This window comes from Brucella pseudogrignonensis (assembly GCF_002252525.1).
Classification (GTDB): Bacteria; Pseudomonadota; Alphaproteobacteria; order Rhizobiales; family Rhizobiaceae; genus Brucella; species Brucella pseudogrignonensis.
The window spans coordinates 763,406-784,699 of the sequence record NZ_NNRM01000017.1; the positions used below are offsets into that span (position 1 = coordinate 763,406).

Genomic DNA, 21,294 nt, shown 5'->3' on the forward strand with positions numbered 1-21,294 from the left:
AATGGCGACTGTTGTTCTGCAGGCGGTGGGCGCTGCCGTCGGTGGCATTTTTGGCCCTGTGGGTGCTGCCATCGGCGCAGGGCTTGGCGCAATGGGTGGTTATGCCATCGATACGGCTATCATCAACTCCACCCGCCATATGGAAGGGGCAAGGCTCAATGGCGGGCGCGTGGCAACAGCCGAAGAAGGAGCAGCTCTGCCGTTCGTCTATGGCACGGCAAGACTTTCCGGCACGCTGATTTGGGCGACAAGGCATGAGGAAAAGAAAACTACGGAGCGTCAGGGCGGCAAGGGCGGTCCGAAGGTGACCTCCTACAGCTATTTCGGTAATGCAGCCTATGCCGTTGCCGAGGGGGAAATTGCTGGCATTCGCCGTGTCTGGGCCGACGGGCAAGAGCTTGACCTTACGGAAATCGAAATGCGCATTTATCACGGCACGGATACGCAGCAGCCCGATCCGCTGATTGAAGCCAAGCAAGGCACAGGCAATGCTCCCGCCTATCGCGGAACGGCCTATGTCGTGTTTGAGCGTATTCCGCTTGATGTCTATGGCAATCGCTTGCCACAGTTTCAGTTCGAGGTTCTGCGCCCGGTTGGGAAGCTGGCGCGAGATGTCCGTGCTGTCGCGCTTATTCCCGGTTCAACCGAGTTCGGTCTTTCGCCAACTCCCGTTACGGATCGACCGTCGCCTGGTGAAAGCCGCAAGCTTAATCGAAATGCAAAACGCGGTCGCAGCGATTGGACCGTGGCCATGGATGAACTGCAGTCGCTTTGTCCTCAGTTGCAGCATGTGGCGATTGTCCTGCCGTGGTTTGGCGATGACTTGCGCGCAGGATATTGCCAGATACGCCCCGGTGTTACCCATCAGAGTGCTTTGTCGTCGAGCCAGACATGGAAAGTTGAGAATGTTACGCGCAGCGGAGCGCATCTGATTTCCCAGAGCGGCGAGGGAGCGGCCTATGGTGGTACACCATCCGACCAGAGTGTGGTTGATGCAATCCGCGATGCCAAGGCGCGCGGCCTGAAAGTAACGCTATATCCTTTCATCATGATGGATGTTCCCGCCGGCAACTCGCTGCCGTCGCCTTATGGCGGTGTGGGACAATCCGTTTACCCATGGCGTGGGCGCATAACTTGTAGTCCCGCGATTGGTATCTCTGGATCACCTGACAAGACGCTGGAAGCGGCCGATCAGGTTACAGCTTTCGTCAACGGAACATGGGGTTACAGACGTTTTCTGAATCACTGTGCAAGCCTCGCAATACAGGCGGGCGGGGTTGATGCGTTTTTGCTGGGTTCCGAACTGCGTGGTCTTACCAGCATCCGCGAAAGCCGCGACAGCTTTCCGTTTGTAACCCATCTCTGCACGCTTGCAGCCGAAATGCGCATGAAACTCGGGCAGAGCTGTCGCATCAGTTACGGCGCGGACTGGACTGAATATTTCGGCTATCAGGCGCAGGATGGCACCGGCGATCTCTTCTTCAATCTTGACGCGCTATGGGCACATCCAGCCATCGATGCCATTGGTATCGACAATTACATGCCGCTCGCTGACTGGCGAGACGGCGACCTGGATGGCGGCAACCCTGATGGTTTTGAAGGTGCTTACGATCTTGATAGTCTGAGCAGCAACATCGAAGCGGGTGAGGGGTTCGACTGGTATTATGCCAATAGCGAAAACCGTGAGCAGCGCAAGCGCACACCAATCACGGATGGGCTTGCGGGCAAGCCATGGGTTTACCGATACAAAGACATTCGCTCATGGTGGAGCAACCCACACTATAATCGCATTGATGGTGCCGAGGCTTTTGCGCCAACGGCATGGGCTCCACAATCAAAGCCCATATGGTTCACCGAACTGGGATGCCCGGCGGTCGATAAAGGACCAAACCAGCCTAATGTGTTCCCTGATCCGAAATCCTCGGAAAACGCGACACCCTATTTTTCGAATGGAGCGCGTTCCGATATTGCCATGGATCGCTTTCTGCGGGCGCATTATCACTACTGGCCGGATAGGAACCCAGTTTCCCCAATCTATGGCGGGCCGATGCTCGACATGGATCGCGTCTATCTCTGGTCATGGGATACGAGACCGTTTCCGGAGTTTCCGCTGAAAGCCAATGTGTGGGGAGACACACCAAACTGGCGGTTGGGACATTGGCTCAATGGCCGCATGAGCGGTGTTGCTCTTGATGAGCTTATTGCAGCTATCCTCGCAGATTTTGGATTGCCGGAAGCAGACTGCACAGGCGCAGATGGGCATCTGACTGGCTTCGTGATTTCAGAACCCAGCACGGCTCGCGGTGTGCTGGAGCCACTGATGAATGTGTTTGGTGTGCACGGCTTTGAGCAGTCAGGGCAGTTCAAGTTCCGCAGCATTGGTCGTGCGGCTCCTGTACTTAATGTGGCGGCTACGCTTGTCGAACCGACCGATGACGAAGCGCTGACCGCGGTTCTTGAGGATCAGGGCGATTTACCTTCGGTAGCTGAACTTTACTGCAACGATCCGCTGCGTGATTTTCAGGTGGTCGGTGCATCGGTGCGGCGCGATATGGGCCAAGGCACGGAAAGCCTCAGCCTCTCCGGCTCAATGGAAGCGGGACAGGCGACCGCACTCGCGGAAGCCTGGATGGCACGCCGTTATGCTGAACGGCGGACAGCAAGTTTCTCATTGCCGTGGTCTGAGGCTGCCCTGCATGTCGGTGATCGTGTGCGGCTCGATATGCTGGGCGGTGGGCGCGATTATGTTGTGTCGTCTCTCGAAGACGGAGAGGTGCGGGTGGTGAAAGCTGTAGCACTGGCACCCAATGTGGCTTTTGCTGATAGGGGAGAAACGCCGCAGCTGACGCCGGGCGGACCTGTTTCGGATATGAAGCCGATATTTCATCTCATCGACCTGCCACTCTGGCCAGGTGCAGAAGATCCGGCTGGTCAGTTTCGTATTGCCTGTCATGCAAAGCCGTGGCGTGGGGTCGCGACTTATGCTTCGCCTTCCGATGACGGCTTTGCCGAGCGTGGTCTGATTGGGGAGCGCGCCGTTATGGGTGAGCTGACAGCTCCATTGCCCGGAGGGGCAAGTGGGCGACTTATCGACGGTCAAACATTGGAACTGGTGCTGTATTCGGGTGAGCTGGAATCGAAACCGTTCACGCAAATCCTGAATGGTGCCAATACCGCGCTTGTGCAGTCCTCCGATGGAAAATGGGAGGTACTGCAGTTTCTTGATGCTCAAGAAATCGGCCAGAACCATTGGCGCTTAAACAGTCTTTTGCGCGGGCAGCTTGGCACAGAAGCCGCTAGCCTCAATGAAAAGCCGACGGGTACGCCCTTCATCCTGCTGGATGGGGGCGTTCAAAGCATAGGTTTGCAAACATCTGAAATCGGGTTGGAACTCAACTGGCGCATTGGAGCGGCCGGTAAATCGTTCTCGGACGATTTTTTCGACACTGTAAAAGCAATCGGCGGTGTGCAGGCGTTGAAACCATTGAGTCCTGTTCACCTCAAAGCAGAGCGGCTCAGTAATAATGATCTGTTGTTCGGCTGGATCAGGCGCGGCCGTGCTGATGCCGATAGCTGGCTTGGGGAAGAGATTCCACTGGGTGAAGAGCGCGAAGCCTATCAGGTCGAAATTTGGCGTTCGGATGTGCTTGTCCGAAGCGTTCAGGTGCAAGCGGCTTCCTGGATTTACCCCGGTGCAGACCGGCTTTCGGATTTGGGGGCCAGCGACTTCCAGCTTCGCGTTGCAATGGTGAGTTCTAAAATCGGAGCAGGGGATTTCGCTTGCATTGATATTTCAAGTGGGATCTGAATTTAGAAAGGAAAAGTCATGATCGAAGATAAGCCTTGGTATCTTTCTCGCACAGTCTGGGCAGGCCTTGTTGCCCTGTTTCTATCACTTGCGGGAGCTTTTGGTCTGGTCAGTGAAACTGTCGATCAGGGGCCTCTGACGGATATTTTGTTGCAGCTTGCTACAGCTATTGCCGGTCTTATCGCCGTTTTTGGGCGCATAGGGGCAACTTCACGCATTTCATAATTTTATAATCCGTGATAGCAAGGTTTTGAAAAGATGCATGAAACCGGAATATTGACTGATGTTCCGGTTGATATTATGCATAAAAACAATAGTTTAGAATGGCTTCAATCCGGAGATGGGGTTGAAGCTGTTTTATGAGCATAATTTCCTTTGTGTCGACAAGCAGAGTGTATCGTTCATGCATCGTTCAGCTGGGAGGCGCTATATAAGGGACATGATGAAACAGAACCCTGCTCTCAAAATTTTCGCGCTTCTGGCCGTAAGCATTGGTCTGTTGCCGGTTAATGCCGGTGCCCTGCCAATTGCGACGCCACAGAAGTCCAATCTTCTGGTCGCTGCCGCTGGTGATTGCGCGGCAGTTGGAGAACAAGTGGCAGCCTCACAGGGTGGCCAATTGGCCAAGGCAACACCAACCACGCAAAATGGTCGTGCCATGTGTGTGATCGTTGTGCTCGTACCTGGCCGCGATGGCGAACGCCCGCGCCGTGTAGAAGTGGCCGTCCCCGCACAGTAATGCGTTCCTGCGAGGAGCTTTAAACTTGCGTATCCTGATCGTTGAAGACGACAAGGACCTGAACAGGCAGCTCTCGGATGCGATGGTTGCTACGGGCTATGTTGTCGATAGTGCCTTTGACGGCGAAGAAGGTCATCATCTCGGTGATACCGAGCCCTATGATGCCGTGATCCTCGATATCGGTCTGCCGCAGATGGATGGTATCAGTGTTGTTGAGCGTTGGCGCCGCAGCGGTCGTACAATGCCTGTTCTCATGCTGACCGCCCGTGATCGCTGGAGCGATAAAGTTGCAGGTATCGATGCTGGTGCCGACGATTATGTCGCAAAGCCTTTTCATATCGAAGAAGTGCTGGCGCGACTGCGTGCGCTTATCCGACGTGCGGCTGGACATGCTTCGTCGGAGCTGGTGTGCGGTCCGCTGCATTTGGACACCAAGACCTCAAAGGCCAGTATTGACGGTGTGGCGCTAAAGCTTACCTCGCACGAATATCGGCTGCTTTCCTATCTGATGCATCATATGGACGAAGTGGTGTCGCGCACCGAACTGGTCGAGCATCTTTACGATCAGGACTTTGACCGAGATTCCAATACGATTGAAGTCTTTGTCGGCCGCTTGCGCAAGAAGATGGGCGTTGACTTGATCGAAACGGTACGTGGCATGGGCTATCGTATCCGTTCGGAAGGAAATACAGATGTGAAAGGGAGTGGGAACTGAAGCTTCTTAGCATTTTCCCCCCTCTGCGTTCTCTTGCGATACGCGTCGTAACCCTTTCGACGCTTTGGGTCATTCTGGCGCTTGTCGTTGTCGCGACATTGATAAGCACGCTTTATGGCGATGCTGCGCGCAACAACTTTGAACGTCTTCTGACTGCGCACCTTTTCAGTCTCGTCGGTGCTGTGAGCATCTCTCCGGAAGGCACCCTTCAAGGGCGTCCGGAGCTGGGCGAACTGCGTTATTCCAGTCCGCTTTCTGGCTGGTACTGGTCTGTAGATCCCGTTTCCTCAAATATTTCCGGCAAACTCCAGTCGCTGTCCTCGGTCGGGCGCATCGTGCCTGAAATGCCGATCACGCAGGCGCCCTTTGATAGCTCGTTTATGCGCAGCTACACGCTGCCAGGCCTGAACGGTGAAGAGCTCTATATTGTCGAGACCGAAGTTGTTCTCGATAACGACAATCGCGTCGCACGCTTCCGTGTCATGGGCAATCTCAGCGAAGTGATGAATGAAATCTCAGACTTCAGAAGCAAGTTGGCTCTTTATCTGGCGATTTTCGGCCTTGGCAGCGTGTTCATCAATGCTGGTATTATTCTCTTTGGTTTGCGACCGCTTGATAAAGTGCGTCAGGCTTTAGCTGATATTCGCGAGGGACGATCGGCCAAACTCGACACGTCGCTGCCGCTGGAAATTGCACCGCTGGCAAACGAGATGAATGCGCTTATCGAGAATAACCGCCGCATTGTTGAGCGCTCGCGAACGCAGGTCGGAAATCTCGCCCATTCTTTGAAAACACCGCTTTCGGTGCTGACGAATGAAGCGCGCTCCATGGGTGGTGAACAGGGCCGCGTGGTGCTTGAGCAAAGCGAGGCCATGCAGGTTCAGATACAACACTATCTCCAGCGCGCTCGGATTGCTGCGCAACGGGATAGCGTCGTATTTCGAACTCAGGTTACACCTGTGCTTGATCGTATGGAACGCGTAACTGCAAAGCTCAATCCGTCGTTCAATATTGCATTCAGAAATGTTTTGCCGGATGCAGTTTTCGCTGGTGAAAAGGAAGATCTGGAAGAAATTGTCGGTAATCTTCTGGAGAACGCAGGCAAATGGGGACGTCGACGGATCAAGATCGTTCTGCGACCTGCGGCGGATGTGCAACGCCAGTTCGAGATTCTGATTGAGGATGATGGCCCAGGTCTTGCTCCCGACAAGATTGATGCCGCATTGAAACGGGGTAACCGCGTTGATGAAACGAAGCCAGGCACTGGGCTTGGTTTGGCAATCGTTCAGGATACGGTTCGTGAATATGGGGGCAGCTTGTTCTTGGGAAAAAGCAATCTTGGCGGCCTTCAGGTGCGCGTTGTGTTGCCGCTGACTGAAGATTGATAGTTGTTTTTGCCACGAGGCAGACTAGAAGGTTAGATTAATAGCTGCATCCTACGATAGTATGCATGCTCATTTTTATGAAGGCCGATTTGTTATGACGATGGTATCAAGGTTTTCTGCTCCGTTTTTGATCGCTTCTATGGCGTTCGCTCTCTCTGCTTGCGGAACTTCCGGCGGCGGCAAGGGCTCAGGGCTGACTTCGCTTGGTGGACTTTCCTCGAAAGCAGAAACACGTCCGGATCTGCTCGCGTCGCTCGGGAACGGACTCCTTGGCAGTTCAGCAGGTCAGCTGACAGCGGGCGACCGTAAGAAGGCACTTGAAGCGGAATATCGCGCGCTTGAGTATTCTCCGGCAGGTAAAGCGGTTTCATGGAGTGGTAGTGGTTCGACTTCCGGCGATGTGACTGCCGCACAGCCTTATCAGGTGGGTTCTCAGAACTGCCGCCAATATACTCACACATTCTCGATTGGTGATGCGTCGCAAACCTCGCGCGGCACCGCTTGCCGGAATGCCGATGGCAGCTGGACCCCGCTTACATAAAGCCAAAGGTGCTTAAACAGTCATGCATGGGATGCATCGCTAAATTTTATCCCATGCGTATGTGCGGGCACAAATCCGCGTCCTTTGATTAAGCCTTTGCGGCGAATTGCCCTAGTCAGCCTAATTCCACGTCCTTCGAGTTGGTTTTTGCCTTCGCTGAGATTAAGTCTCAGCCATGGAATTCTGGTTGACTGCCGCACTGCTGACTTTTGCAGCTACTTTGACTGTTTTGTTGCCGCTGACGCGGAACAAGCAAGAATTTTTGCCCCCTGAAAAAAACGATCTAGAGGTCTATCGAGACCAGCTGCGCGAAGTAGAGGCCGATGCTGCGCGCGGCATGATCGATGCTCCCAGCGCGGAGCAAGCACGTATCGAAATTTCCCGTCGTATACTCGGTGCTGAAAAGAGCAGCGCCGACGCTGCTGCCGAGGTGAAAAAGGTTCGCTCAGGACGGTTGCTGGCTTTTGCAGCTGTGTTGGCGGTTCCCCTTATCGCCTGGGGTGTCTATCCACTTTTTGGCGCGCCCGATACGCCGTCCATGCCACTTGCTGCACGCTTGGCTAACAGCCCCCAGAACAGTTCGGTTGATGAGCTTATTGCCCGCGCTGAATCACACTTGGCTCAAAACCCCAATGACGCTCGCGGCTGGGATGTTCTGGCGCCGATTTATTTGCGTATCGGCCGAGGCGCCGACTCCGTGAACGCATATCGTTCGGCCATTCGTCTTGAGGGTGAAAATTTCCCTCGTATCCTTGGTCTCGGCGAAGCTTTGATTGCTGTCTCAGGTGGACCAATCACTGCAGAGGCAGAGGGTCTGTTTGAAAAAGCAGCAGCGCTCGAACCCAACGATATCCGCCCGCAATATTATCTTGCACAGGGCGAAATGCAGGACGGCAATGCCGACAGCGCCATTACAAGGTTGCAGACTTTCCTTGATAAGGCGCCGAAAGATGCGCCATGGCGTGCTCAGGTTGAGCAGACAATTGCGCGCATTCGAGGATCGCTAGCACCGTCCGCGCCAGCCAAAGGACCCACGACAGACGACGTAGACGCTGCAGCATCCATGAGCCCGGCAGATCGTCAGGCGATGGTTGAGGGTATGGTTCAACGTCTTGATGAAAGTCTTCGCGAAAACAGCGGGGATATCGATGGCTGGAAGCGTCTCGTGCGCTCCTATATGATCCTCAATCGCCGCGATGCAGCACTCGATGCACTGAAACGTGGAGTTGCGGCGCTGGATGGTGAAAAGCGGACGGAGCTGACAAGCTTTGCCGCAGGACTTGGTTTGGAAGCAGGGAGCGCAACACAATGAGTGCGACTGCAGAAGGTAATGGACGCAACACGAAATCTGCAGGCAGCTTAGCCCGCACTGTCAGTCAGAGGAAGCGCAAGCGCCTCATGCTGATCGGCGGTGCGCTGGTCGTACTCGCAATCGCTGTCGGTCTTATGCTTATGGCCTTTAGCCAGGACATCCGTTTTTTCCGCACGCCAGCTGATTTGACAGAGCAGGAAATTACATCGGGTGCGCGGTTCCGGCTTGGTGGTCTTGTTGAAGAAGGCTCGGTTACTCGTGAGGGTAGCGAACTTCATTTCACCGTCACGGACACAATCAAAACCGTCAATGTCGTGTTTGAAGGGATTGCGCCTGATCTGTTCCGCGAAGGTCAGGGAGTGGTTGCTGAAGGCCGTTTTGGCCCTGACGGTGTATTCCGCGCCGACAATGTTCTCGCCAAACACGATGAAAACTACGTACCAAAAGATCTCGCCGACAGCCTGAAGAAGAAAGGCGTGTGGGAGGGCCAATGATGAATATTGGACCAGTAATCGAGCCAGTAATTGAGATTGAAACTGGAAAAAGCCTATGAATGTCGAGATTGGTCATTTCGCGCTTGTTCTGGCACTGGCTTTGTCAGTGGTGCAGTCAATCGCGCCTGTTGTTGGCGCACAGCGCAGAGACATGCAGCTGATGGGCGTCGCCGTGCCGACTGCGCTGGCTGTTTTTGCTCTTATTGCTTTTTCTTTCGCAGTTCTGACTTTCGCCTATGTCGTCTCTGACTTCTCAGTTCTGAATGTTGTCGAGAATTCGCATTCGCAAAAGCCGATGCTCTATAAAATTACCGGCGTTTGGGGCAATCATGAAGGCTCAATGCTCCTCTGGGTGTTGATCCTTAGCTTCTTCAGTGCGTTGGTTGCTGCCTTTTCAGGCAACTTGCCAGAAACGCTACGCGCAAATGTGCTTGGTGTTCAGGGTTGGATCGGAACCGCATTTCTCGCTTTCATCATTTTCACGTCCAATCCGTTTACGCGTATTATCCCCGCGCCGATTGAAGGTGGCGATCTAAACCCGATCCTTCAGGATATTGGTCTCGCGATCCATCCGCCGTTGCTTTATCTCGGCTATGTCGGATTTTCAGTCTGTTTTTCCTTTGCCGTAGCAGCGCTGATCGAAGGTCGTCTTGATGCGGCTTGGGCGCGCTGGGTTCGCCCTTGGGCGTTGGTCGCCTGGATGTTTCTGACTGGCGGTATCGCGATGGGTTCATATTGGGCCTATTACGAACTCGGCTGGGGCGGCTGGTGGTTCTGGGACCCGGTCGAGAATGCGTCCTTCATGCCATGGCTGGTAGGAACCGCTTTGCTGCATTCGGCAATCGTAATGGAGAAACGCTCAGCGCTGAAAATCTGGACCGTCTTGTTAGCGATCTTGACCTTCTCGCTGTCACTGCTTGGCACTTTCCTTGTGCGTTCCGGTGTGTTGACTTCAGTGCATAGTTTCGCGACCGATCCGGGGCGCGGTCTCTTCATTCTTGCTATTCTCGCGATCTTCATCGGTGGGTCGCTGTCGCTTTTTGCACTTCGTGTTCAGAGTCTGACTTCAGGCGGGTTGTTCCAGCCGATTTCGCGTGAAGGCGCTTTGGTCTTCAACAATCTCTTTCTCACGACTGCTGCTGCAACCGTCCTTATTGGGACGCTCTATCCCCTGCTGTTGGAAGTGATGACCGGAGAGAAGATCTCTGTCGGCGCTCCCTTCTTCAACATGACCTTCGGACCATTGATGATTCCGCTGTTGTTGGCAGTCCCATTTGGCCCGTTGCTAGCTTGGAAACGCGGTGATCTGTATGGTGTCGCACAACGGTTGATGACTGCCTTCGCTCTGTCACTGATCACTGTCGGTATTGTGGTTTGGCGTAGCAATGCCCATTCCGTACTTGCCGCGCTGGGTATTGGTCTTGCCGTTTGGCTGATCCTTGGAAGCCTGACCGATCTTTGGCTGAAGGCAGGTATCGGCAAGGTTTCGGCAGGCAAAGCATTTTCTCGCTTCAAAGGCTTGCCGCGTTCCGTCTTTGGAACGGCGCTGGCACATATAGGCCTCGGCGTGACCTTGCTCGGCATAGTCAGTGTCACAACTTACGGCACTGAAAGTGTCTTGCTGATGCGGCCGGGCGAAACAACAAAAGTTGCTGAATATTCGTTGCGCTTTGAAGGGTTGCGTCCTCTCACCGGCTCCAATTTCACTGAAAATCGCGGCAGCTTCACGCTTTTGGATTCCTCAGGTCGTGACATGGGACTGATTGAGCCGTCGAAGAGGTTCTTCCCGGCTCGACAGATGCCAACAACGGAATCAGGTATTCGCACGCTTTGGTTCAGTCAGGTTTACGTTGCTTTGGGCGATGAGCCGGGAAATGGTTCCATCGTTGTACGCGTCTGGTGGAAACCGCATGTGACGCTCATCTGGTACGGCGCATTGGTCATGATGATTGGTGCAATCTTCTCGCTTGCTGATCGGCGCCTGCGTGTTGGTGCTCCATCGAAGGCCCGTAAATCTTCATCCAAGCCCGCTGAGGCTGCAGCATGAAGATTGCGAGAGGGTTTACAGCACTTTTCCTGGCAGTCCTTTTGTCATTTTACGGGTCCGCCGCACTTGCGGTGAACCCGGATGAGATATTGCCTGATCCGCAATTGGAAAAACGGGCACGGCAGATCTCGGCAGAGCTGCGGTGCATGGTCTGTCAGAACGAATCGATTGATGATTCCAACGCTGAATTAGCGCGTGACCTTCGTATTCTGGTGCGTGAACGCCTGACATCGGGTGATTCTGACAAGCAGGTCATGGATTTTGTCGTTGATCGATATGGTGAATTTGTTCTGCTGAAACCTCGTTTCAATGCCCAGACAGCATTTCTTTGGGGTTTCCCTGTACTTGTTTTGCTGTTTGGTGGAATTGCTTTGTTCATTGCTTTCCGCAGACGAAATGCGGTCGTCGAGGTCCAAAAGCCTTTGTCTGAGCGTGAAAAAGCCGAGCTTTCCCGGCTTCTTGATGACAAATAAGATCTTTTTCTTCTCCTGAATTGAACCCAAACCTTACAAAACTTTCATTTTCCGGAAATTGAGCGGTAAGGTAGCTCGAACTATCTTGTGCTCTATAAAGGATTACAGGACCGGATTTGCCTTGGTGGAAATACTGGTCCGAGATTGCTGCTCGTAAGGAGAGACAGATGTCGAAGATCATAACTTCAAAGTACCGTAAGGGTGTTGCAGCAGTAGCGCTGTCCGCCGCGCTGGCTGGTGCCTTCGTTGCCACCGGCCCGATGGGCGTGATGAACAATGCCCGTGCTGAAGCCGTAAGTGTCACTCCGCCCCAGCAAGCTGGCTTTGCTGATCTGGTCGAAAAGGTTCGTCCGGCAGTCGTCAGTGTTCGTGTCAAGAAAGATGTTCAGGAAACAGCAAACAGCGGTTCGCAGTTTTCCGGACCTCCCGGATTTGATCAGCTCCCAGACGGCCATCCATTGAAGCGCTTCTTCCGTGATTTTGGTATGGAACCGCGCGGCGATGCACGTCCTGATAGCCGTCGTCCTGGCAGAGGTCCAAAGGGTCGCCCGGGCCATGAGCGCCCTGTCGCACAGGGTTCCGGCTTCTTCATCTCTGAGGATGGCTACCTTGTCACAAACAACCACGTTGTTTCAGATGGCGATGCCTATAGCGTCGTTCTCGACGACGGCACAGAACTCGATGCCAAGCTGATCGGCACCGATCCACGCACTGACCTCGCCGTACTGAAAATTGACGATTCAAAGCGCAAGTTCACTTATGTGAAACTCGGCGATGACAGCAAGATCCGCGTCGGTGATTGGGTCGTTGCAGTCGGTAATCCTTTCGGTCTCGGCGGTACTGTAACCTCCGGTATTGTCTCTGCTCGTGGTCGTGACATCGGTGCAGGTCCTTACGACGACTTTATTCAGATTGATGCTGCAGTGAACAAGGGTAACTCCGGCGGTCCAGCCTTCGACCTTTCCGGTGAAGTTATCGGCATCAACACCGCCATCTTCTCCCCTTCAGGTGGCAGCGTGGGTATTGCCTTTGCAATTCCTGCATCGACCGCCAAGCAAGTTGTCGATCAGCTGATCAAGAAGGGCTCAGTTGAACGCGGTTGGATCGGCGTACAAATTCAGCCGGTAAACAAGGACATTGCCGCGTCGCTCGGCCTTGCAGAAGAAAAGGGCGCACTTGTTGCATCGCCTCAGGCCGATGGTCCGGCTGCCAAGGCTGGTATCAAGGCTGGTGATGTAATCACTGCCGTCAATGGTGAGACAGTTCAGGACCCACGCGATCTTGCTCGCAAGGTTGCGAACATTATCCCGGGCGAAAAGGCTGCTCTGACTGTATGGCGCAAGGGTAAGGCTGAAGAAGTCGATATCACCATTGCAGCCATGCCGCAGGATCTCGGAAAGGCTGACACCCAGTCCGGTGGTGGTGGCGATACCGAGCAGGGTGAAACCCTCGACTCGTATGGTCTGACTGTCACCCCTTCTGAAGAAGGTGATGGCGTGGTGGTCACAAATGTTGACCCTGACAGCGATGCATCTGATCGCGGCATCCGTTCCGGCGATGTGATCGTAAGCGTCAACAATCAGGTGGTGAAGAACGCCGCAGACATCAATAAGGCAATTACCGAAGCTTCAAAGGCTGGTCGTAAGGCGGTATTGTTGCAGCTCCAGAGCAATGATCAGAGCCGCTTCGTGGCGCTGCCTATCGATCAAGGATAATGATGATCGTCTGGACAATTAGTGTCTGAAATTCAGATGCCAGGCGGTCAGTCCGCCTGGCATTGCTCCATTTACCACATCGAACTTTGTTTTTACGCGTGTCGTCAAAGGAAGAAACTCGTTCCAACTTTTCCCCGACATGCTTTAGGGTGGCGCCATGAAGATTCTCGTTATTGAAGACGACCGCGAAGCGGCCCGCTATCTTGAGAAGGCCTTTATCGAGGCTGGCCATTCTGCCGACATTGCTGGCGATGGTGAGATTGGTTATACGTTGGCTGAAAACGGTAGCTATGATGTGCTGGTCGTTGACCGGATGTTGCCGAAGCGCGATGGCCTTTCTGTGGTCGCCGGGCTGCGTGCGAAAGGCATGGAAACGCCGGTTCTTATCCTTTCTGCCCTTGGCGAAGTAGATGATCGCGTGACAGGACTTCGCGCAGGCGGTGACGATTATCTGACCAAACCTTACGCATTTTCCGAGCTTCTGGCTCGTGTTGAAGTTTTGCAGCGCCGTTCAAGCCCTCGCGAAGCGGACACGATTTATCGTGTTGGCGATCTGGAGCTTGATCGCCTCGCACACACTGCGCGCCGACAGGATGTAGACATCACACTTCAGCCGCGTGAGTTTCGTCTGCTCGAATATCTGATGCGCCATGCAGGTCAGGTCGTGACACGTACTATGCTGCTTGAAAATGTTTGGGATTATCATTTTGATCCTCAGACCAACGTGATCGACGTCCATATCTCGCGCCTGCGCTCCAAGATCGAGAAGGGCTTCGATGGCCCGCTTTTGCATACAGTGCGTGGCGCCGGCTACATGTTGAAAGCTGGACGCGCTAAAAGCTCATCAGCGAGTGCCAAGGTGGAATGATGGGTCGCTTTTCTGCGCTCATGCGCACGACAGCTGCGCGACTATCGACACTCTATCTGCTATTGTTTGCTGTTGGTGCGGTGGCATTGGTCTTTTACATGACCAATCTTTCCGCTTCGATTATCAATACCCAGACGCAGGAAGCACTGGGTGAAGAAGTTGCGAGCATTGGTAAGGCCTATGCGCGTGGCGGCATTCCGCAGCTCGTACGCACGATTGATTATCGGTCGCGTCAACCCGGCGCCTATCTCTATCTCGTTGCTGATCCATCGGGGCGGATTCTTTCTGGCAACGTAGAAGGCGTTGAACCGGGCGTTCTGGACACTGACGGCATCGTTGAACGAGCCTTCAAATATCGCCGCTATGGTGAGCAGGGCACGGAAACCGAGCATCGCGCAATTGCTGTGGTGATCGCGCTTCCGAATGGCATGCGTCTTCTGGTTGGTCGCGATCTTGGTGAACCGGAACGGTTCCGCGATCTGGTACGCCGATCGCTTATGTTGGCGCTCGGCATTATGGGTGTCGGCGCGCTGTTGATCTGGTTCTTTGTGGGCCGTCGAGCACTCAAGCGTATTGATGAAGTTTCGCGTGCTTCGCAACGCATTATGGATGGCGATCTGACTGGTCGGTTGCCTGTTAATGGTTCCGGCGATGAGTTTGATCGTCTTTCTGGCAACCTCAATGTCATGCTTGGACGAATTCTGGAGCTCAACGAAGGTTTGAAGCAGGTATCCGATAATATTGCTCACGACCTCAAGACGCCGCTCACCCGCTTGCGCAATCGGGCGGAAGAAGCGCTCTCAGGCAAAAAAGCAGGAACAGAATATCGTGAAGCGCTGGAAGACATCATCGGTGAATCCGATCAGCTGATCCGTACTTTTAATGCGATCCTTATGATCTCACGCTTGGAAGCGGGCTATTCTTCGGAAAATCTGGAGAATATGTCGGTCGCGCCAATCGTCAGCGATGTGTCGGAAATGTATGAGCCGGTTGCCGAAGACGCTGGCGTAAAGCTTACTCTTGGTGATCTGATTGACGTGCCTTTGCATATCAATCGTGAGCTTGTCGGTCAGACCGTTTCCAACCTTGTCGATAACGCCATTAAATATGCGCTGAATAGTGAAAACACCGCAACAGTCACGCTTTCCATGGAACGTGATCAGCAGTGGGTACGCATTGTGGTGGCTGATAATGGCCCCGGCATCCCGGAAGATAAACGTGAGCAGGCAACTGAACGCTTCGTGCGTCTTGAGGAAAGCCGTACGCAGCCCGGATCGGGTCTTGGTTTAAGTCTTGCCAAGGCAGTTATGAAGTTGCACGGTGGCGCTCTGCGTCTGGAAGACAATGGACCGGGCCTGCGTGCAGTTCTCGAGTTTCCGTTGTTGAAGGACAGCTGATCTTAATACTCGCATGAATGAGGGGACCATGGCGGCTGAAGACACAAAGGCACTGTTTTTCGACCGAAACCTTTGTGGGCTGACACCCCTTGATAGTGGGCGTGCAAAATCGTTTTTTACTGATCTCATCCAACGGTCCAAGGAAGAAAATCTTTCCGACGTCGATGCGCTGTTGCATCAGCCCAAAGCGGAAGCCTTTCTTGCGGCTGTTCTAGATCTTTCCCCCTTCATTCGTGAAGCTCTGACGCGTCATCCTGGAATTCTGCAGCGTCTGATTGCAAAAACACCCGAGACTGCACTCAGTGACATCATGGGCGAAATATCGGCCAGTGGCACGGAAGAGGGGGCGAGCGAAACTTCGCTTATGTCCGATCTACGCCGATTGAAGCGCGAAGCCCATGTGCTGATTGCGCTTTGCGATCTAGGGCAGGTTTTCAATACGGAAACGACAACCGGCTGGCTCACCGATCTGGCCGAAGCTTGCACCGGTGCAGCCATTCGCTTCCTGCTTCGCGATGCGGATCGTGCGGGTAAGATCAAGCTGGTCGACCAAGCCAATCCTGAAAAAGAGAGCGGCTGGATTGTGCTCGGCATGGGCAAATTCGGTGCGCGTGAGCTCAATTACTCGTCAGACATCGATCTCATTGTTTTCATTGATTCCGAACGCCCATCAATTATCGATCCCTATGAATGTGTTGATACGTTCTCACGGTTGACGCGCCGTCTTGTCCGAATTCTGCAGGACCGTACTGCGGATGGTTATGTCTTCCGTGTTGATTTGCGCTTGCGTCCTGATCCGGGATCAACGCCGCTTGCAATTCCGGTGAGCGCAGCGTTGCACTATTACGAAGGTCGTGGCCAGAATTGGGAACGCGCTGCCATGATCAAGGCACGACCAGTTGCTGGTGATCGTGAATCTGGTCTGCAGGTGCTGGCCGAGCTCGCCCCTTATGTCTGGCGAAAATATCTCGACTATGCTGCGATTGCCGATGTGCATTCGATCAAGCGACAGATCCACGCTCATAAGGGGCATGGCGATATTGCCGTGCGTGGCCATAATGTGAAGCTTGGGCGCGGCGGTATCCGCGAAATCGAGTTCTTCGTGCAGACGCAGCAATTGATTGCCGGTGGGCGTTTCCCTGAGTTGCGCGGCAACCAGACCGTGCCGATGCTTGCCCGGCTTGCTGAACGTGGCTGGATCACCGAGAAAGCACGCGATGCGCTTGCAAAGGAATATTATTTCCTGCGCGACGTTGAGCACCGTATTCAGATGATCGCCGACGAGCAGACGCATATTCTGCCGGAAGACGACGAAGGCTTTGCGCGCGTCGCTCGTATGATGAGCTATGCCGATCCAGCAGAGTTTTCCGATGTTTTTCTTGCTGCACTCAAGGTCGTTGAAAAGCAGTATGCGGCATTGTTTGAGCAAGCCCCTGAACTGGGTACAGCGACCGGCGGCAACCTCGTCTTCACCGGTGATGTTGATGATCCAGGTACGCTCGAAACGCTCTCATCGATGGGTTTTGAACGGCCGAGCGATATTTGCCGTGTAATCCGTACCTGGCACTTTGGGCGCTATCGCGCCACGCAATCAGCCGAGGCGCGCGAACGCCTGACCGAACTGACACCCGCACTTTTACAAGCCTTTGCCGAAACCAAGCGTGCCGATGAATCCTTGCTGCGCTTTGACAGCTTTTTGCAAGGGCTTCCGTCGGGCATCCAGCTTTTCAGCCTGCTGCAATCCAATCCGCGTCTGCTCAATCTGATTGTCATGATCATGAGTGCGGCACCTCGTCTTGCAGAAGTCATAACCCGTAACCCGCATGTCTTTGATGGTCTGCTCGATCCGGCAATTTTCTCAGAAATGCCGACGCGTCACTATCTGGAAGAGCGGCTCCGCGCGTTTCTCGGATCAGCCAGTGATTATGAGGAGGTGCTTGATCGTCTGCGCATCTTCGCAGCCGAACATCGTTTCCTGATTGGTATCCGGCTTTTGACCGGCGCGATTGATGGTGTGCGGGCAGGGCGTGCTTTCTCTGATCTCGCCGAGCTTATGATAGGCAAGGCATTCGAGGCCGTGGAGACGGAATTACAACGCCGACATGGCAAGGTTCCGGGCGCTAAAGTGGCGCTGCTTGCTATGGGTAAACTTGGCAGTCGCGAGCTGACTGCTGGCTCAGATGTCGATTTGATCCTTCTCTACGATCACGACGTTGACACCGATGAGACCGACGGTGAGAAGCCTCTTGCGCCTTCTCAGTATTACATTCGCCTTACGCAGCGTCTGATCGCTGCACTGTCTGCGCCGACAGCCGAGGGCGTGCTTTATGAAGTTGATATGCGGCTTCGTCCTTCCGGTAATAAGGGGCCGGTTGCTACACACATTGAATCTTTTGGCAAATATCAGCGTAGTGAAGCGTGGACATGGGAGCATATGGCACTGACGCGTGCTCGCCCGATCCATGGAGATGCTGATTTTATTGATTTCATCAAAGATGAGATCGATGAGGTGCTTTCAGCGCCACGCGATACAACGAAGACCGCAAAAGACGTGCGCGAAATGCGCGATCTTATCTATCAGGAAAAGCCACCACGGGATGACTGGGATTTCAAGTTGAAACCCGGTGGCATTGTCGATCTCGAATTTATCGCGCAATTTGCAGTTCTAACGGGCAAGCTGGTCACTGGGCCTAGACCGCTTGGAACCGAAGATGTGCTTTCAGGACTGGACCCGTCCTTTGCCGATCCGGCATCAAGCGACATGCTGGTGGAGGCACATCGCTTCTACACCAATCTCAGCCAGACAATTCGCCTATGCCTGGGCAGCGACGCATCGCGGGAAGAGTTCATTCCGGGGATGATCGACCTTCTCTGTCGCGCTGCCGAATTGCCGGACATCAAGCGCGTCGAACATCAATTGGCGGAACTGGCGACAAGTGTTCGGGCCAGTTTTGATGAGCTGATTAAATAAACTTATACCAAAACTCCATGAGTATGACTCATGGAGTTTTGGTTAAGCCCGAGTGGCGATTGAACTTTTTCAAGGCGTGATGTGTCAGCATCTTCGCGCCTTGGTATCAAGCGCATCCCGAAGCAAACAGATTGAGCATTTCCATTGGTTAAATTGAAACGTGAAATGCTCTAGGATCCAATCAGGCTGCGTGGATTTCTGCCTCATGACTGACGATGGCTTTCTGTCTGCGGTCTGGAATGCAGACGGAAACTACTGTGCCAATGCCCTCGGTCGAGCGGATACGCAGCCAGCCACCATGCAGTTCTGCAAGTGAGCGCGTAATTGCGAGGCCAAGGCCTGAGCCGCTATGCGTCTTGGTAAACTGGTTTTCCACTTGCTCGAACGGCTGGCCGATTTTCCGCAAGGCAGACTTTGGAATGCCTACGCCTGTATCCTGAATTGTCATGAACAGGGCCGATCCGGTTTTACGAGCGCGTACCGTGATGTGTCCGTTATGCGAGGTGAATTTTACCGCATTGGAAAGCAGATTGATCAGCACCTGCTTGACCGCACGACGGTCGGCATTGAGCTGCATCGCTTCTTCGATACGCGTCTCGACTGTGATGTTCTTTTCGTCTGCCTGCAGCGAGATCATGCGTACGGTTTCATTGATCAGCGGGCAAAGGTCTATCTCTTCGCGATCAAGTGAGAAATGACCAGCTTCGATCTTCGACATATCCAGAATGTCATTGATAACGTTGAGCAGGAAGTTGCCGCTGGTGTGAATGTCGTTGATATATTCTTCGTAGCGATCAGAACCAAGTGGCCCGAAGGTGCCGGCTTGGATCATTTCGGAGAAGCCGATAATTGCGTTGAGCGGCGTGCGCAACTCATGAGACATGTTGGCGAGGAATTCAGACTTCGCTCGGTTTGCAGCTTCAGCGCGTTCCTTTTCCTGACCATATTTGCGAGCCAGTTCCGACAGTTCACGAACGCGGTCGCGCTCACCCTTACGGGCTATCGAAAGATCGTGAATGGTTGCCATGAGGCGACGTTCGCTATCGACCAGACGCTCCTGATGCTGCTTGATCTGCGTAATGTCGGTGCCGATGGAAACAAGTCCGCCGTCCTGCGTACGGCGTTCGTTGACCTGCAACCAGCGTCCATCGCTCAGCTGTCGTTCGAAGGTCTGACCACCTGCACGGTTATGCTCGTTGGCCATGCGACGCTCAAAGCTGAATGGACGTGTATGGGCATCGACTTCATTGCGCGGAACGCCTGGCTTTAGTGTCCAGACTGGAAGCCCCGCATATTCACTGAACTTGGAATTTGCCATCACCAGACGATTATTGGCATCCCACAAAACGAAGGCCTCGGAAATGTTTTCAATGGCCTCACGGATGCGCATATCGGCTTCAGCCGTTTGCTGCGCAAAACGGTGCTGTTCGCTGACGTCAAAGGCAATGCCCACCAGATGCAGGTCATTCTCTGCGGCAATTTCCGCACGAACTCGCATCCAGACCCAAGAACCATCGGCATGGCGCATACGGAATACGCGATCGACGTGGGAAATATCGCCCGCCGCGGCCTGTTCAGCAATTGAATAGAGATCGCCGTCCTCAGGATTGATGATGGCTGAAACGTCGCCAAAGGCGAGAACCGCATCCTGCGCTTCATAACCCAGCATTTCATACATAGAGCGCGACCAGTAGATGCGCCCGCGTGCCATGTCCCAATCCCATAGACCACCACGGCCACGCGCAAGCGCCATATCGATGCGGCGCTGAATCTGCCCGGAAAGGTCGTCAGCTTCGCGAGCGCGCGCTGCCTGACTGAAATAGGCATAAAGGATGGCAAACATCACGCCTGTCGTGCCTGCAAACAGCGTCACGTTCAGGGAGACTGCGCGCTTCCATTCGGCAAAGATTGTACTTTCCGGTTCCGCGGCCACAATCGCATAGGGCACAGTCATAGGTTTGGATACAGTGCCGTAAGCGGCTTCACCGTTCATGACGATAGTCAGAACGCCTGCGCGCTCCGCAAACATGAAAAGTGGCTGGATGTCGCTGAACACATCGTCAGCCCGTTTGCCGATAATGTCCGTTGCAGGGCCGGAAGCGGTGACAATAACGGAGTCATCATTGACCAGAGCAACGGTCATGCCGCTGGAGGACAGTCCGCGCGACCGAAATTCGGCAATTGTATTATCGAGGTCTTTTGGTGACATCTGAGCGCCAGCCTGCGTTCCATTGGCTGCACGCTCAATCATCTGCGCCAGATTGGCCGTCGCAGCGGAAAGGGCGGCTTTGTGCTGAAGCTCAATGTCTTCGCGCCATGACAGCATCGAGAAAACACGAGCCACACCGAGTATGATCAGGAATATGATGATGAGAGCCGGAACAAGGCGGCGCAACGCGGGTTCAACCGCTGCGAATTTGCCATAAGCAGGGCCTGCAAGAAGCTTGGCATGGCCAGAAAGCCTGCCTTTCTTTCGCTTCCGTCCGGAGTCGCGACGCTTCCCCGCCGTCGCGTCGTACGCGTCGGTGCTCGCCATCTATTGGCCCCTCTTTGATTTGCCGTAACAGTTCCCAAGATGCGCTCAAAGCGCTGTCCGCCCAGAACTGCTTTTGCCGCGTGAACTGAAATCTCTACTCAAAATGTTTCGGAATACGCCATCTCCGAACAACGTCAATGAATCAAAAGTGATTCGTGCTGTCCAGTGAATTCGTTAACGAGACGTAAAAAACACCATTCGTGAATTTGGATTTTCCGTTGAATCTCAATCTGTTAAACGGAATCAGTTTGAGAGCGCGCCCATCTAACACCCTGAAAAGACTCATGAAAGCC

The 21,294-nt window shown here is 53.9% G+C and carries 15 protein-coding genes; 14 read left to right on the top strand and 1 reads right to left on the bottom strand.

Annotation, left to right across the window (positions count from 1 at the left end; all coding sequences use genetic code 11):
• Position 1 precedes the first annotated feature (1 nt).
• The 14 genes from CEV34_RS10295 (at position 2) to CEV34_RS10360 (ending at position 18,465) form a co-directional block, all read left to right on the top strand.
• Positions 2-3,808 (top strand): baseplate multidomain protein megatron, encoded by a 3,807-nt coding sequence (locus CEV34_RS10295; protein WP_094543557.1) that lies wholly within the window; start codon positions 2-4, stop codon positions 3,806-3,808.
• An 18-nt stretch (positions 3,809-3,826) separates the two neighbouring features.
• Complete coding sequence (locus CEV34_RS10300) at positions 3,827-4,033, top strand: hypothetical protein (protein WP_007874197.1); 207 nt, start codon at positions 3,827-3,829, stop codon at positions 4,031-4,033.
• Positions 4,034-4,250: 217 nt separating this feature from the next.
• On the top strand, positions 4,251-4,547 hold the full coding sequence (locus tag CEV34_RS10305; protein ID WP_007874199.1) for a hypothetical protein: 297 nt from the start codon (positions 4,251-4,253) through the stop codon (positions 4,545-4,547).
• Positions 4,548-4,572: 25 nt separating this feature from the next.
• Complete coding sequence (locus CEV34_RS10310) at positions 4,573-5,262, top strand: response regulator transcription factor (RefSeq protein WP_007874201.1); 690 nt, start codon at positions 4,573-4,575, stop codon at positions 5,260-5,262.
• A 74-nt stretch (positions 5,263-5,336) separates the two neighbouring features.
• Complete coding sequence (locus tag CEV34_RS10315; RefSeq protein WP_039859600.1) at positions 5,337-6,647, top strand: ATP-binding protein; 1,311 nt, start codon at positions 5,337-5,339, stop codon at positions 6,645-6,647.
• A gap of 94 nt (positions 6,648-6,741) precedes the next feature.
• Positions 6,742-7,188 (top strand): membrane protein, encoded by a 447-nt coding sequence (locus CEV34_RS10320; RefSeq protein WP_039859602.1) that lies wholly within the window; start codon positions 6,742-6,744, stop codon positions 7,186-7,188.
• 175 nt (positions 7,189-7,363) lie between these two features.
• Positions 7,364-8,500, top strand: coding sequence for a c-type cytochrome biogenesis protein CcmI (ccmI, locus tag CEV34_RS10325; RefSeq protein ID WP_007874207.1), 1,137 nt, complete (start codon positions 7,364-7,366; stop codon positions 8,498-8,500).
• Entirely contained in the window at positions 8,497-8,994 is a 498-nt protein-coding gene (ccmE, locus tag CEV34_RS10330; RefSeq protein WP_007874208.1) for a cytochrome c maturation protein CcmE, read from the top strand. Before ccmI ends, ccmE begins: the two co-directional genes overlap by 4 nt.
• A gap of 55 nt (positions 8,995-9,049) precedes the next feature.
• Entirely contained in the window at positions 9,050-11,041 is a 1,992-nt protein-coding gene (locus CEV34_RS10335; RefSeq protein WP_007874210.1) for a heme lyase CcmF/NrfE family subunit, read from the top strand.
• Positions 11,038-11,514, top strand: a complete 477-nt coding sequence (locus CEV34_RS10340; protein ID WP_007874212.1) for a cytochrome c-type biogenesis protein — start codon at positions 11,038-11,040, stop codon at positions 11,512-11,514. Before CEV34_RS10335 ends, CEV34_RS10340 begins: the two co-directional genes overlap by 4 nt.
• A 167-nt stretch (positions 11,515-11,681) precedes the next feature.
• Positions 11,682-13,229, top strand: a complete 1,548-nt coding sequence (locus CEV34_RS10345) for a Do family serine endopeptidase (protein ID WP_007874214.1) — start codon at positions 11,682-11,684, stop codon at positions 13,227-13,229.
• A gap of 157 nt (positions 13,230-13,386) precedes the next feature.
• A complete protein-coding gene (locus CEV34_RS10350; protein WP_007874215.1) occupies positions 13,387-14,097 on the top strand; it encodes a response regulator transcription factor in 711 nt (236 codons plus the stop codon).
• Positions 14,094-15,494: a sensor histidine kinase gene (locus CEV34_RS10355; RefSeq protein WP_083898624.1), complete on the top strand. Its 1,401-nt coding sequence runs from the start codon at positions 14,094-14,096 to the stop codon at positions 15,492-15,494. The genes CEV34_RS10350 and CEV34_RS10355 overlap by 4 nt, the downstream gene beginning before the upstream one ends.
• Positions 15,495-15,522: 28 nt before the next feature.
• Positions 15,523-18,465: a bifunctional [glutamine synthetase] adenylyltransferase/[glutamine synthetase]-adenylyl-L-tyrosine phosphorylase gene (locus CEV34_RS10360; RefSeq protein ID WP_039859601.1), complete on the top strand. Its 2,943-nt coding sequence runs from the start codon at positions 15,523-15,525 to the stop codon at positions 18,463-18,465.
• 181 nt (positions 18,466-18,646) lie between these two features.
• On the opposite strand, the gene CEV34_RS10365 is transcribed toward CEV34_RS10360, so the two are convergent.
• Positions 18,647-21,001 carry a PAS domain-containing sensor histidine kinase gene (locus CEV34_RS10365; protein WP_007874220.1) on the bottom strand — a complete coding sequence of 785 codons (2,355 nt, stop codon included), beginning with the start codon at positions 20,999-21,001 and terminating at the stop codon, positions 18,647-18,649.
• Positions 21,002-21,294 lie beyond the last annotated feature (293 nt).

Coding starts and splice junctions, on each gene's coding strand:
- CEV34_RS10340 (WP_007874212.1), top strand. CDS start 11,038: ATGAAGATTGCGAGAGGGTTTACAGCACTTTTCCTGGCAGTCCTTTTG.
- ccmE (WP_007874208.1), top strand. CDS start 8,497: ATGAGTGCGACTGCAGAAGGTAATGGACGCAACACGAAATCTGCAGGC.
- CEV34_RS10345 (WP_007874214.1), top strand. CDS start 11,682: ATGTCGAAGATCATAACTTCAAAGTACCGTAAGGGTGTTGCAGCAGTA.
- CEV34_RS10360 (WP_039859601.1), top strand. CDS start 15,523: ATGGCGGCTGAAGACACAAAGGCACTGTTTTTCGACCGAAACCTTTGT.
- CEV34_RS10300 (WP_007874197.1), top strand. CDS start 3,827: ATGATCGAAGATAAGCCTTGGTATCTTTCTCGCACAGTCTGGGCAGGC.
- CEV34_RS10320 (WP_039859602.1), top strand. CDS start 6,742: ATGACGATGGTATCAAGGTTTTCTGCTCCGTTTTTGATCGCTTCTATG.
- CEV34_RS10335 (WP_007874210.1), top strand. CDS start 9,050: ATGAATGTCGAGATTGGTCATTTCGCGCTTGTTCTGGCACTGGCTTTG.
- CEV34_RS10355 (WP_083898624.1), top strand. CDS start 14,094: ATGATGGGTCGCTTTTCTGCGCTCATGCGCACGACAGCTGCGCGACTA.
- CEV34_RS10295 (WP_094543557.1), top strand. CDS start 2: ATGGCGACTGTTGTTCTGCAGGCGGTGGGCGCTGCCGTCGGTGGCATT.
- CEV34_RS10305 (WP_007874199.1), top strand. CDS start 4,251: ATGAAACAGAACCCTGCTCTCAAAATTTTCGCGCTTCTGGCCGTAAGC.
- ccmI (WP_007874207.1), top strand. CDS start 7,364: ATGGAATTCTGGTTGACTGCCGCACTGCTGACTTTTGCAGCTACTTTG.
- CEV34_RS10350 (WP_007874215.1), top strand. CDS start 13,387: ATGAAGATTCTCGTTATTGAAGACGACCGCGAAGCGGCCCGCTATCTT.
- CEV34_RS10365 (WP_007874220.1), bottom strand. CDS start 21,001: ATGGCGAGCACCGACGCGTACGACGCGACGGCGGGGAAGCGTCGCGAC.